Annotated in this window: 13 protein-coding genes; 3 read left to right on the top strand and 10 right to left on the bottom strand. The window is 50.8% G+C overall.

From position 1 onward, the window contains the following. Positions 1-32: 32 nt before the first annotated feature. The gene (gene fadJ / locus BZG76_RS04665) at positions 33-2171 is read right to left on the bottom strand and encodes a fatty acid oxidation complex subunit alpha FadJ (protein ID WP_077460330.1); all 2139 of its coding nucleotides are present in this window, start codon (positions 2169-2171) and stop codon (positions 33-35) included. After that, positions 2171-3481 (bottom strand): acetyl-CoA C-acyltransferase FadI, encoded by a 1311-nt coding sequence (gene fadI, locus BZG76_RS04660; protein WP_077460329.1) that lies wholly within the window; start codon positions 3479-3481, stop codon positions 2171-2173. The genes fadJ and fadI overlap by 1 nt, the downstream gene beginning before the upstream one ends. A 482-nt stretch (positions 3482-3963) precedes the next feature. Here fadI and BZG76_RS04655 point away from each other — a divergent pair, with 482 nt between their 5' ends. The 3 genes from BZG76_RS04655 to BZG76_RS04645 all read left to right on the top strand — a co-directional run bounded on the left by BZG76_RS04655 (position 3964) and on the right by BZG76_RS04645 (position 6847). Further along, positions 3964-4479, top strand: a complete 516-nt coding sequence (locus BZG76_RS04655; protein WP_077460328.1) for a sigma-70 family RNA polymerase sigma factor — start codon at positions 3964-3966, stop codon at positions 4477-4479. Beyond that, complete coding sequence (locus BZG76_RS04650; protein ID WP_077460327.1) at positions 4466-5164, top strand: DUF3379 family protein; 699 nt, start codon at positions 4466-4468, stop codon at positions 5162-5164. The genes BZG76_RS04655 and BZG76_RS04650 overlap by 14 nt, the downstream gene beginning before the upstream one ends. A gap of 315 nt (positions 5165-5479) precedes the next feature. After that, on the top strand, positions 5480-6847 hold the full coding sequence (locus BZG76_RS04645) for an outer membrane protein transport protein (protein ID WP_077460326.1): 1368 nt from the start codon (positions 5480-5482) through the stop codon (positions 6845-6847). A 110-nt stretch (positions 6848-6957) separates the two neighbouring features. Here BZG76_RS04645 and BZG76_RS04640 read toward each other — a convergent pair whose 3' ends face one another. From BZG76_RS04640 to BZG76_RS04605, 8 genes are all read right to left on the bottom strand, one after another. Further along, entirely contained in the window at positions 6958-7716 is a 759-nt protein-coding gene (locus BZG76_RS04640; RefSeq protein ID WP_021023094.1) for an MlaA family lipoprotein, read from the bottom strand. A gap of 74 nt (positions 7717-7790) precedes the next feature. After that, a complete protein-coding gene (gene ccmI / locus BZG76_RS04635) occupies positions 7791-9002 on the bottom strand; it encodes a c-type cytochrome biogenesis protein CcmI (protein WP_077460325.1) in 1212 nt (403 codons plus the stop codon). Beyond that, on the bottom strand, positions 8999-9523 hold the full coding sequence (locus tag BZG76_RS04630; protein ID WP_077460324.1) for a cytochrome c-type biogenesis protein: 525 nt from the start codon (positions 9521-9523) through the stop codon (positions 8999-9001). Before BZG76_RS04630 ends, ccmI begins: the two co-directional genes overlap by 4 nt. Continuing rightward, complete coding sequence (locus BZG76_RS04625) at positions 9520-10071, bottom strand: DsbE family thiol:disulfide interchange protein (protein WP_077460323.1); 552 nt, start codon at positions 10069-10071, stop codon at positions 9520-9522. The genes BZG76_RS04630 and BZG76_RS04625 overlap by 4 nt, the downstream gene beginning before the upstream one ends. Beyond that, positions 10068-12041, bottom strand: coding sequence for a heme lyase CcmF/NrfE family subunit (locus BZG76_RS04620; RefSeq protein WP_077460322.1), 1974 nt, complete (start codon positions 12039-12041; stop codon positions 10068-10070). Before BZG76_RS04620 ends, BZG76_RS04625 begins: the two co-directional genes overlap by 4 nt. Beyond that, the gene (gene ccmE / locus BZG76_RS04615; protein ID WP_021023089.1) at positions 12038-12523 is read right to left on the bottom strand and encodes a cytochrome c maturation protein CcmE; all 486 of its coding nucleotides are present in this window, start codon (positions 12521-12523) and stop codon (positions 12038-12040) included. Before ccmE ends, BZG76_RS04620 begins: the two co-directional genes overlap by 4 nt. After that, positions 12520-12726, bottom strand: a complete 207-nt coding sequence (gene ccmD, locus BZG76_RS04610) for a heme exporter protein CcmD (protein ID WP_021023088.1) — start codon at positions 12724-12726, stop codon at positions 12520-12522. Before ccmD ends, ccmE begins: the two co-directional genes overlap by 4 nt. After that, on the bottom strand, positions 12726-13463 hold the full coding sequence (locus tag BZG76_RS04605) for a heme ABC transporter permease (RefSeq protein ID WP_077460321.1): 738 nt from the start codon (positions 13461-13463) through the stop codon (positions 12726-12728). The genes ccmD and BZG76_RS04605 overlap by 1 nt, the downstream gene beginning before the upstream one ends. Positions 13464-13483 lie beyond the last annotated feature (20 nt).

Here is a 13483-nt window from a genome sequence, read left to right as displayed (position 1 = left end):
GCTTGGCGCTCGCTCTTTTTTAAGCGACGCGCTTATTCGGTATCGGGATAGAAGACATCGCCTTCTTTCGCCATTGCCAACAGGCGTTCACAAGGCGCAAACCGTTCACCGTAACGATTTTGATGCGCTTGGAGCAAGCTCACCACACGTTCGATACCAATATGATCCATGTAGCGGAACGGTCCGCCCAAAAATGGCGGGAAGCCAATGCCAAAGATTGCACCAATATCGCCATCTCGTGCCGAGCGAATGACGCCCTCGTCGAGGCAACGTGCCGCCTCATTCAGCATCATCAGCGCACAACGCTGAGCCACTTCATGACCAGATAAACTCGCATTGAGTTTAATATTCAATAAGCTATAGATCTTTTTATCAACCTGCTTACCTTTACTGCCTTTTTTACTGGCATCGTAGCGATAAAAGCCTTTACCGGTTTTACGCCCTTTACGGTCATCATTTAACAGCACATCAAAGACATCTGGCGCTTCAAAGCGCTTACCCAGCTCCTGGGTGAGAATTGGCGCAATTTTAGCCCCAATATCAATCCCCACTTCGTCAAGCAACGTAATAGGACCGACTGGGAAACCAAAGTCGAGCAACGCATTATCGATATGCTCAATCGTTTCGCCAGCCAATAACACACGCGCCGCCTCGTTCATATACGGGGCAAGAATCCGGTTCACATAGAATCCAGCGCTATCCCCCACCACAATCGGTGTTTTCCCCTGTTTGCGAGCAAGCTCGACCGCGGTAGATATCGTCTTATCACTGGTCCCTTGGTGTGGAATTACCTCGACTAAAGGCATTTTTTCCACCGGGCTGAAGTAATGCAAGCCAACAACCTTCTCTGGCCGCTGGCTGCCTTCGGCAATTTGGTGGATAGGCAATGAAGAGGTATTGGTGGCAAAAATAGCGTCTTTGCTTGTTATCGACTCCATCTCTTGCACCATGCGGTGTTTTAGCGATAAATCTTCAAACACCGCTTCAACCACCACGTCGGCATTCGACAAGGTCGTGGCTTGTGTGTCACCAGACAGTTGCATCATGGTCGCTTGCAACTCAGCCTTGCTGATTTGTTTACGCTTCCGCTTTTTGTTGAGCAACGCGTAACTGTAGCGAAGCGCGTTTAAAATGCCGTCTTCACTGACATCTTTCACTCGCACGGGGTAACCGGCTTTGGCAACGGAGACATGGGCGATGCCCGCCCCCATCAAGCCACCACCGAGAACACCGACTCGTTCAACCTGACCTGGCTCGGCGTCCGCGCCATTTTCTTTTTTCATCGCGGTCGTTGCAAAGAAGAGACTGCGTAATGACTTTGATTCAGGCGTCATCACCAGCTCGCCAAACTGTCGAGCTTCTTCCGCGAAACCTGTTTTTAGTCCTTTATCCAGGCCTTTTTTGACCACCGCTAAGATAGCATCCGCTGCCGGATAATTACCCCGCGTTTTGGCACGCGCTTTTTTACCCGCTTGATCAAAGACGAGGTTACGCCCTACCGAATTTCCGCTTAACATCCAGCTTTGCCATGTCCGGCTCCGTTTCGGCTTGGACTTTTGCGCCAACGCTTCGGCGACATCAAGTAGAACCGTATTCGGAACACAATCATCAATCACGCCGAGTTTTTTCGCTTTCTTCGCCCGAAGCTGCTTACCGGTTAGCATCATGTCCAATGCATCGGGGACGCCTATTAAGCGCGGTAAACGCTGCGTACCGCCCGATCCGGGAAGCAGACCAAGTTGCACCTCCGGCAAGCCCAGTCGCGTTTTATCCCAATCAGTAGCAACCCGACTGTGACAGGCAAGAGCTAACTCTAACCCACCGCCTAAACAAGGACCATGAATCGCAGCCACCACATGAAAAGGCAGTTTTTCAATGCGTGAGAATAAGGCTTGTCCTTGTCCCGCTATCTCACTCGCTTGTTCGGCACTTTCACACGCCTCTAGCATGCGCACGTCAGCGCCTGCGACAAAATTGTCCGGTTTGCCAGAGTGAATCACCAGTCCTGTAACCGATTTATTGCCCTCGAGTTGATCCAGCACCGCTGAAACGCCCTCGACAAAACTCGCTTGCAAGGTGTTCATGCTCTCGCCAGGCACATCAATGGTCAGCCAAGCAATGTGATTATCAGCAATCGTTAGCGTAAAGGCTTGCGTATTATCGGTTGTCATTATTCTGCCTCCAAGATCATTGCAGCACCTAGCCCACCGGCCGCACACGCGGTATTAAGCGCTAATCCTCCACCACGACGTTTCAGCTCACGCAGTGTTTGAGTGATCATGCGCGCGCCTGTAGCGGCAAAGGGGTGGCCGTAAGCAAGCGAGCCCCCCAGCACGTTGAATTTGTCCATATCAATTTCACCAATGGCGCGATCACGATTGAGGTGCTCACGGGCAAAGGTATCAGAGGCAAACATTTTCACATTCGATAGGGTTTGCGCGGCAAACGCTTCGTGCATATCAATTAAGGTGAGATCCGCCAACGTGATCCCCGCGCGGTCTAACGCCATCGGGGTCGCATACGAAGGGCCCATCAACATATCTTTTTGTACGCCAATCGCCGAAAACGCGTAGGAGCGTATATAACCTAAGACCTCGAGTCCAAGCGCTTTAGCACGGCTTTCTGGCATCATTAATACTGCCGCCGCACCATCAGTGAGCGGCGTACTGTTTGCCGCGGTCACAGAGCCATGTTTACGGTCAAATGCAGGGCGTAATTTGGCATAATCTTCCAGGGTGGAATGGGGACGCAAGTTATTATCTTGTCCAATCCACGCTTTGTATGGTTCAGGGTACGCCGTCATGACTTCATCACTAAGCAAGCCTTCATCCCACGCTTTACTGGCAAGCTGATGAGAGCGAAGCGCGAGTGCGTCTTGATCGCCTCGTGAAATTTGATGTGACTTCGCCATTTGTTCAGCGGTCTGCCCCATGCTGAGGCCGGTTGAGTATTCGGCGACGGCCGGTGGTACAGGGGCTAAATCTTTAACCGATAGCTTACTGAGCAGCTTTAAGCGCTGACTCATGGTTTTCGCTTTGCTTAAATCTAACAAGGTACGGGCGAGCTTTTTGCTTACGCCAATCGGCAAGACCGATGACGAATCCGCGCCCCCGGCAATTCCCACTTGGATATTGCCTGCAATCATGCTTTCTGCCACATTGGCAACGGCTTGAAAGCTAGTCGCACAGGCACGGGTGACACTGTAGGCATCGGTGTGAATGTCCATCCCCGTACCCAATACAATTTCTCGCGCAATGTTGGGGGCTTCAGGCATTTGCACTACCTGCCCAAACACCACTTGATCAATGTCTTTTGGGGAAATACTGCTGCGGTTCAGCAGTTCTTGTACCACCATTTTGCCCAAATCAACCGCTGGCACATCAGTGAAAGCGGTTGATTGGCGCGCAAATGGCGTACGCAGCCCAGACACAATGGCAATACGATCACCATTGCCGGTTTTAAGATGTTGCTGAGACGTCATCACTGCTCCTTAGGATGTTCTACAGGTCTGACCAGGATTGTAACCAAATTGTTACTAGCTTAAAACACCCGTTTTAATTGATTGGTAAGATTGCCAACAAGCGCACAGTTCCGTGTACCCTGTACCGAGAGTGATTTAATAACAGCAGATTGAAAAGAAACTACGGCATAAAAAAAAGGGGCTACACGCTAGCGTGAGCCCCAAAAAAGATTGGAAAGCAAAACGATAATCTGGGAAGTGTGCAGTGCTTTTCCCGCACCCAGATCCGAACAGAAAGTCATATCATTCAAAAAGGAAACGCCGTTCACTCAACCTCACGAGTGTCGACACATGGCCGATAACGACAGGGTTAACTTTACCGATTTGCAGGGATTCAATATTGAAACAGATCAAACTTGTGCCGATTTTTCACCTAAGCTGAAATTAAATGACAAATCACTCGGTCTATAGACGGACGCATCGATAAAAAAGGTTCATCCTGCATGACTCGACAAGCCCGCTACGAGGCATTGGTACGCGCTTGGCACCGTGATCTCTACCGGTATGCCTATTGGTTGGCCAAAGATCCACATATCGCCGAAGACTTAGTTCAAGAGACGTGCCTGCGTGCCTGGCGATCCTTGGACAGTTTGCACGACGAGAAGGCAGCGAAAGCCTGGTTGATCACTATTTTGCGCCGAGAAAACGCACGACGTTTTGAGCGCAAACAGCACGATCATATCGATATACAAGACGGAGAATGGGAAGATAAAACCCGTCCCAGCCAAGAAGCTTCAATGGAGCAGCGCTGGTTACATCGACAAATTGCCGCCCTCGCCCCGGAATATCGCGAACCATTGGTGCTCCAAGTGATTGTCGGCTTTAGCGGTGAGGAAATTGCGCAACTGTTAGATTTAAATAAAAACACCGTGATGACACGCTTATTTAGGGCCCGTGCACAACTCAAAGAAGCGCTTGATAATCCAACGGCAGGAGGGCAACAGTATGGACGATCTTGAATTTCGACGCCGTCTTTTGGCCGACCCGTCTGATCCCGAGCTACAGGCATCGAAGGCGGCCTCTCCCCGTCATCAACGCTATGCCGAGGATGTCGCCAATCTCGATAGCAAAATAGACCAAGCGCTTCGCGTTGATGTGCCTGAGGACTTAGCCGATAAAATTCTATTTTCACAAACCAACGATACCGAGCAACCCCAGCGCCGAACTCGCGGGTACCTTGCTATGGCAGCATCCATTGCGTTTGTGTTTGGACTGACACTCGGCCAGTTAAATTGGGGCATTACGACGCCGGATCTAAATCGTACTGCACTGGATCACTACTATCATGAACAGACATTTATTGCGGGCATCAACGAAGCCGCGACGGTTGAGCAAGTGAACGCCAAATTGCAACCTTTTGGAAAAGCCTTCAGTAAGTTGCCAGGCGAGATCACCTATATTAATCATTGCAGCTTTGGTGGCCAACACGCACTGCATATGGTGATGCGAGCCAGCGGGCAGACCTATACGGTGTTTGTGGTGCCATCGGCCAGCCAAGCGCCAGCCGAGAAAAGCGATGGCACAATGCACTCGGTCAGCCTGCCGGTACAATCGGCCAATGTCATTGTGGTGGGCAAGACCAGCGGCCAGGCCGCTCCACTGGCTGAGCAGCTACAGCAACAACTCACGCCCACTGCAATCTAGTATCAAGCTGCGGATTAATCAGCGACAGCTTACGCTGTTAACAGACAGGCTCCTGGACAACCAGGTGCCTGTTTTTAGCGACGATTCCCATCATCGACGTTAGCCAACCCGCTAACTCCCCTCTCTTTCGTTACAGCTGTTCGCTGAGTTTCCTTTCACCTGATGCGAATCCCATCAATTTATTAGATTATTCAACTAAAAAATAAAAAATTACAAATTATTATTTTATTTTAATCCATTTTGGCAGCGCTAAATTGATTTGCGCGCACGAGCTTTTACTCTAGGCCTCCCTTTAAACCGCGAACAAGTAAGCAGATGAAAAATAATAAGATCGTTTATCTCGCCGTTGCCACCGCACTCGGCTCGCTTTCCACCACCGCCCACAGCGCGGGTTTTCAGTTAGCAGAAACCTCAGCAACCGGCCTTGGCCGTGCCTTTGCCGGTGAAGCCGCAATGGCCGATAACGCCAGTGCGCAATTTCGCAACCCTGCACTATTAAGCTACCTTGCTGATACGCAAGTATCAGCCGGTGGCATCTACGTCAATCCCAATGTCGATATTGATGGCACGAATACAAATACTTTAACTGGTAAAAAGACTACGACATCAACCGATGATGTCGCTCATGATGCCGTGATCCCTAACTTTTACTTTTCGCATCAACTCGACGACCGCTTGACCGCGGGCATCGCGCTGGCCACCAACTTTGGCATGGAAACCGATTTAGGCAACGACTTTACCGGCACCCAGTTTGGTAACGAAGCGGCAGTCACTACTTTTGAAATCAACCCAAACCTTGCCTGGAAAGCCACCGACCAGTTGCGTATTGGCGCTGGTATCCGTTATGTGCTGGGGGAAGGCAGTATTGGGGCGAAAAGCAGTAGAGACTCTCAACTCCCTCCCCAAGCAGGCCCACTTGCTGGTAGAACAGTTCCTGCACATAGCACTCTAAAATACATGGAGGGCGATGACCGTGCTTGGGGGTGGCAGCTCGGTGCCGTGTACGACATCAATGACAAGCACCGCATTGGCGTTAACTATCGCTCCGAAGTGAACCTCACGCTGGATGGGCATGCAGAAGGACTAAATTACAACCTAGTAGCAATTAAAAAAGAGCAAGTTGCTGGAACAGACTATTTAAGTGGCAACCACTATTCAGGCAGTATGGATCTGACTCTCCCCGCCACCGCCGAGCTATCATCCCTGCATCAGCTGACTGAGCAGTGGGCGTTACACACCAGCATCAACTGGACCGAATGGAGCAGCTTTGACAAGTTAGAGGCAGATATTCCATCGCTGTCTAGTGACCCACAAATGGTCAAAGTCGAAAACTGGGAAGATAACTACCGCTTTGCGATCGGCACCACGTATCAGTGGGATCAACAGCTAACACTGCGCTCAGGCATTGCCTATGACACCTCGGCAGTCAGTGATCAAAACCGTACCTTGACCATCCCAGAAACCGATCGTACCTGGTTAAGCCTGGGTGCTGGCTATGAGATGACGCCACAGCTCACCCTAGACGCGGCCTTTACCTATGTCTTTGCCAAAGATGCCTCGGTAAAAGAGCCGCGTGACGGGATCACGTCGGATAAAGGCGGTTCTGCGTTCGGTGGTGACTTTGAGGGTGAGACCACCGGTAATGTGTGGTTAGTCGGCGTGCAGGCCAGCTATCGTTTTTAAGTGCTAGACCAATAAACGCTCGCCAGTCGATGCGAGTGATTAAATAAAAACACCACGGTGTCGCCGTGGTGTTTTTTGATCACGCTTGTCCTCAACGAGTTCACGTTAACTTACGGTGCAGCGTCGATATCATCGATAAAGTCATCGAGAAACTCATCATTCAAGGCCGGTTGTTGCTCTAACGCCTCGTCCCCTTTGGCACGATAGCGACGATTTTGTAGATAAGCCTCACGCGCAAACGCATAAGGGTCTGGCGAGTTGTCCAGCTGTGATTCTTGCGATACCAAGGCCGCTCGTGATTCCATGCCATCAAACATCCACTTTAACGCCGACTGCGGCAACGTCAGTAATGCCAGTGGCGGATATAAGCCATCGACCACTTCACCGGCACCTTCTCTGACCGACGTAGGACCATAACCCGGCAGCATAATATAGGCGCCCGTACCGACATCATAGTGCCCCATCGCATCGCCAAACTCACGTTGGTCGTATTGCTGAATATCGGCTGCAGAGGCGATATCAATTAAGCCACCCAAGCCAAACAAGGTGTTAATCCAAAAGCGATTAAAATGGGTGACCGCTTTTTCGCCCTCTAGCATCAGCACGCTATTTAAAAAACTGGCTGGCTCTTCTAGGTTACCCAAAAAATTGGAAATCCCGGTGCGCATTGGGCTCGGCACATAATCGACGTAGGCGATCGAAACCGGACGCGCAACATAGGGATCAAGGTAATCGTAATTTACCGTCCACATCGCACGGTTAAATCCTTCTAATGGATCATCGGGGTGCGGCTCGGCACCCGGTGGGCGTGACGCACACCCTGCGACAAGACCTAATATAAGCGCCATTAAACACAGACGTTTCCACATCAAATGGGATTCCTCTATAAAATGAAAGGCTGGGAATGCCCAGCCTTAGTAACAATCTGTCTATTTTGTCTTGGTTACTGCTGTTTGTCGATAACCAGTTCAACCCCTTCGCTTAAGACCACCGGATCACTGACACCCACCCAGTCGCCTTGCTTAGTCGCGACATTGCCATCTCGGTCAATACGCGCTTTGATCACCACGCTATCAAGCGAGGAAAGTGCCTGCACCGGGTTCAAACTATCGCTATCAGCCAAGGCCAGTGAAACCGGAAACTTAGACAGTGGGAGACGCTTAGCGGCAATCGGCATCGCTGCCTCAGCCGATGCATGCGCGGAAATGATCAGCACGCCATCCTCGGGTAATTCAACCTGCTCCCCCAGTTTCACCGTGATCGCTATCTTGGCTCCTGCGGCACTGTTGAGGGCTAGCTGGGCACGGGCAATCGACTGATCAAGGGTTTGGTTACGCGGATCGTCTTTGCCAATCAAGGTTTTCATCGCATTCCAAGTCGCGATGGCATCTTGATAACGGCCTTGCTCGAACGCCTGGTAGGCCAGTAACGACATCGCCTGTAGATTAAAGGGATCTTTTTTCACCACAGCTTTTAATAAATTCTGCGCTCGGGCACTGTCTGCCTCATCACCTGCAAACAGCAAGGCTTGCGCCAACCCCACTTGAATATCGGATTGCGAGGGTGCCAAGGCATAAGCTTTTTCCATCGCCCCTTTGGCGGTTTCGCCATCCCGATTGGCCAAGCCAATGCGTCCGAGCAACAACCAACCGGTGCTGTCTTGCGGCTCGTGCTGCAAGCGGGTCCGCAACGCCAAGGTAAGATCTTGCATCTCTTGCTGAGTTAATGGCTTCTCGCCCTCGAGTAACCGCTTTGATAGCTCGGGCAACTGTTTGGCGGTTTGCTGCCACTGCGCAACCTGATTCGCACTCCCTTCAATGCCATATAACCCAAAACTCACTATCGCAAGCACAATAAGCCCCGGCACCCATTGCATTGGCGTTAAGCGCAAATGACGAGCCTGCTTGGCTTTTTCTTTTTCAGGGATATCGTCCAACAAGGATTGTTGCAAATCCTGCGTTAGGTCCTGCTCATTATCAATCAGCCCTTCGGCACCCTCAGACTGGATTTCTTCAACCCGGTCATAATAAAAGGCTTTGTTAAGTGCATCCCGGCTGGCTTGATGGTCGTGTTCGCTTTTTTGCCAAAGGGGCCAGAGAAACATCACCGCGCCAAGTACAAAAAACACCAAGGTGGCGCCCCAAAACTCAATCATTTTGGCTCCTTTTTCTGTTCGGTTGATCCATGCTCAGCGGATACTTTAGGCTCTGCGTCGGTCGCTTTTTCTGAAGCTAATAACGCATCAAGCCGTTGTTGTTCTTCGTCACTGAACGCCTCATTCAGCGTTTGCTTGGCTCGGCGACTGCGCACAACCATCAACCCAAGCCCAGTGAACATGACCAGTGCAGGCGCAAGCCATAAAACTATGGTGGAGGCAGTCAATGGCGGATTATAGGTCACAAAATTGCCATAGCGTGCAATCATAAAGCTGCGAATTTCATCGTCAGTACGCCCTTGCTGCAGCATTTGATGGACTTTTTGCCGTAAGTCTTGCGCCAATTCGGCATTGGAATCAGCAATGCTATTGTTCTGACATTTAGGACACCGCAACTCACTGGTGAGGGCGCGAAAACGCGCCTCTTGTTTGGCTGAATCAAACTGATAGACATCAATCGCATTGGCAAATGCTAAGGTCGCACCGGCCCACAATAGGATAATCATGATCACTTTTTTCACGATCCCTCCTCCTGCAATGCGTCAAATTTAGGCTTTAAGGTTTCTTGCCAATTACGTGCGTTAACATCCCCCACGTGCCGGTATTGAATGATACCGTTGGCATCGATCAAAAAGGTTTCTGGCGCGCCATATACCCCTAAATCAAGCCCTAGCATGCCATCGCCATCGTACAGACTGATCTGGTAAGGATTGCCAAGATTATTCAGCCATTTTACCGCTTTGCCGCGATCATCTTTGTAGTTGAGTCCAATGATTTTGACCCCTTGCGACGCCAGTTTATTGAGAAACTGATGCTCGGCATAACAGGTAGGGCACCAAGTCGCCCATACGTTTAACAGTAAAGGCTCACCATTAAAAATAGCCTGGTCATACACCTTGCCTGGCGTTTGCAAATCTTCGAGATGAAAAGCGGGCACCGGCTTGCCCACTAATACCGATTCAAGCTTGGTRGGATCGTCTCCTTGCGCATTTTTATCGAGCTGGGCGACAAAAAAGCCAGCGAGAGCAACAAAGGCGAGTAACGGGAGAAACCACAGTAACTTCTTCATCCTTTCGCCTCCGATGTCGCAGTTGATGAGATCGATTTACGACGAAAGCGGTAGCGCTTATCACTGATCGCTAACGCGCCGCCGAGTGCCATCACGATGGCACCAAACCAGATCCAACGGACAAAAGGTTTGTAATAAAGCCGCATCGCCCAAGCGCCATCCGGCAATTCTTCACCCATGGCAATGTAGAGATCTCGAGTTAACCCGCGATCGATGGTTGCTTCTGTCATCATCGAACGCTGAACCGAATAAAAACGCTTTTCTGCTTCTAAGTGATTGATAAAGCGATCGCCGTGGTACACATCAAAAGAGGCTACATAGCCTTGATAGTTCGGTCCTTGTTTTTCCGACAAGTCAGTGAAGTTAAAGGTATACCCTTGCAGCGTGACACTGCTTCCTGGCGCCATTTTAACGTCACGTTCAATATCATAATTTTCCACCATGGCCACACCGATAATGGTAATGGCTAAGCCAATGTGTCCCAGCACCATCGCCCAATGACTGCGCCCTAACTTTTTGATCCCGACACGGAATGGATGCCGATGCGTGGCGCGTAAATGCAGCTCATAGCCATGCAAGAAGGTAATCCACAGCGCCATGGTGACCCCCATGGCCGCCATCGCTTTAAAGCTATCAGCCAATAAGGCAATGGACCCAATCCCCAAAGCGACCGCCGCGATCCCGCTTGCGAGCATGGGTTTGGCGAGGGTGGAAAGCTTATCGCGCTTCCAACGGATTAAGGGACCAATCCCTAAGAAAAAGGCAAAAGGCAGCATTAGCCATGCAAACAAAAAGTTAAAGAAAGGTTCGCCAATGGAGACCGATCCTAACCCAATTTGTTTGTGCACCAAGGGAAGCAAGGTGCCGATTAAGACTATCACCAACGCGGTCATCAACAAGGTATTGTTAACCAACAAAGCGTTCTCGCGTGAAATGAGCGACACCTTGGTGTTCCCTCGAATTTCTGAGGCGCGCAACGCATAGAGCAACAATGAACCACCAATCACCACCACCAAGAAGCCAAGAATAAATAGCCCTCGCGCCGGGTCGGACGCAAAAGAATGTACCGAGACCAAGACGCCTGAGCGCACTAGGAAAGTACCTAACAAGCTTAATGAGAATGCGGATATCGCCAATAATACGGTCCAGGCTTTAAAGGTGCCCCGTTTTTCGGTCACTGCCAGCGAGTGCATTAATGCCGTCCCAGCAAGCCACGGCATAAACGACGCGTTTTCGACCGGATCCCAAAACCACCAGCCTCCCCAGCCCAGTTCGTAATACGCCCACCAGGAGCCAAGTGCGATCCCAAGGGTAAGAAATAGCCAAGCGGCCGTAGTCCAAGGTCGTGACCAACGCGCCCAGGCGGTATCTAAGCGACCGGCCAACAATGAGCCAATCGCAAAAGCAAACGCAACCGAGAAGCCCACATAACCCATATACAAAATCGGTGGGTGGACAATAAGTCCTGGGTCTTGCAGCAATGGGTTTAAATCACGCCCGTCGACAGGAAAGTAAGGTAAGGTGCGATCAAAGGGATTGGACGTTAGAATAATAAAGAGTAAAAAGCCAACCGAAATCATCCCCATGACGGCTAAAACGCGCGCGACAGAGGACAGCGGCATGCCGCGACTAAACACAGCCACCGCTACCGTCCACAGTGCTTGCACCAACACCCAAAGTAATAATGAGCCCTCGTGAGCGCCCCATACCGCAGTGAGGCGATAGTACCAAGGCAGTGCACTGTTGGAGTTACTGGCGACATAAGCTACCGTAAAGTCATTGGTGTAAAAGGCCCAACTCAAGGCGATAAAAGAAAACAGCAACATGGCAAACATTCCCACAGACAGTGGTCGTGCCATTTTCATCATGCCTTCATGCCCTTTACTCGCCCCATAGAGGGGATAAAAACTTAAAAGTAGCGCCAGCCCCAGGGCGAGGATTAACGCATAATGCCCGAGCTCAACAATCATAACTGACTACCTTGTTTTTGCTCCTCGGTGTATTCAAGTGGCTGATGGTTTTTCTCCATCGCCTCCGCGATTTCTGGCGGCATATATTCTTCATCGTGCTTAGCCAGTACTTCACTCGCTTTCACCGTACGCGAATCAACAAGTACCCCTTGCGCGACAATGCCTTGTCCTTCTCGAAATAAGTCCGGCAAGATCCCCTCATAGGTCACAGTGACGGCAGGGCCTACATCGGCGACATCAAACTGAATTTGCAAAGACTCCTGATCGCGTTTCACCGAGCCTTCTACCACCATACCGCCGATACGAAGACGCTGACCGACTGTTGGCTTGGTCCCATCGGGTTTGCCTTGCACGATTTCAGTGGGGGTATAGAACAAGTCCATATTCTGATTCAAGGCGTAAACAACGAGCCCAATCGTGGTCGAGGCGCCAAGAACCAAAGCAAGGGTAATCCACAATCGTTTCTTACGTCGGGGCGTCATAAGGTGTTCTCCAGTGATTGAGCGTCTTTTATTCGCTGCTCTCGTGCGATTTGTTGTTTAACGGCTTGCAGGCGTTTGTTGTGAGTACGGTGATAACCGATAATCAGCGCAATCATCGCACCCGCGGTGATACCAAACGCACTCCACACATAGGCGGCATAGCCCCCCATGGATAAAAACGCACTGATACTATCAAAATGCATTAGTGGTCCTCCGCCAGCGCACGGACCCACGGTCGATGAGACTCACGTAACAAAATTTGATTACGCAGCCCCATCAAGGTCAGGGCGATAAAAAAACAAGCGAAACCCAGCAGGCAAACCAATAGCGGCCATAGCATGCCAGGATCGATAGACGGCCGAGCGAACTTAGTGATGGTGGCGCCTTGATGTAAGGTGTTCCACCACTCTACCGAGAAGTGAATAATAGGAAGATTAATCACGCCGACCATGGCTAAAATACCGGCGGCTTGTGAGGCGGTACGCGCATCGTCGAACGCGTTGTAAAGCGCCATCACACCGATATAAAGGAACAGCAAAATCAACTCAGACGTGAGTCGGGCATCCCAGACCCACCAGGCGCCCCACATCGGCTTACCCCAAATTGCGCCGGTCACCAACGCTATAAAGGTAAAAACGGCCCCGACAGGCGCAATGGCACCCACAGCCCAATCGGCCATTTTAATCTGCCAGACTCGACCGATAAAAGCGGCTATCGCCATTGACATATATGCACCCATCGACCAGATTGCGGCCGGCACGTGGATATAGATAATGCGAAAACTATCGCCTTGTTGATAATCTGCGGGCGCGAACGCCAGCCCCCATATATTTCCGATCATTAAGCTCAGCCCAGCCAGCACGGCAAACCAAGGGAGCAAAGTCCCACAGAGCCGATAACTCACTTCAGGTTTTGCGTAAGGGTGAAGCCACTTCCACATGACAATTGCTCTACTTCCTG

Origin of the sequence: Salinivibrio sp. AR647 (genome assembly GCF_001995415.1) — a bacterium.
Lineage (GTDB): Bacteria > Pseudomonadota > Gammaproteobacteria > Enterobacterales > Vibrionaceae > Salinivibrio > Salinivibrio costicola.
This window is presented reverse-complemented; position numbering and strand designations above follow the sequence as displayed.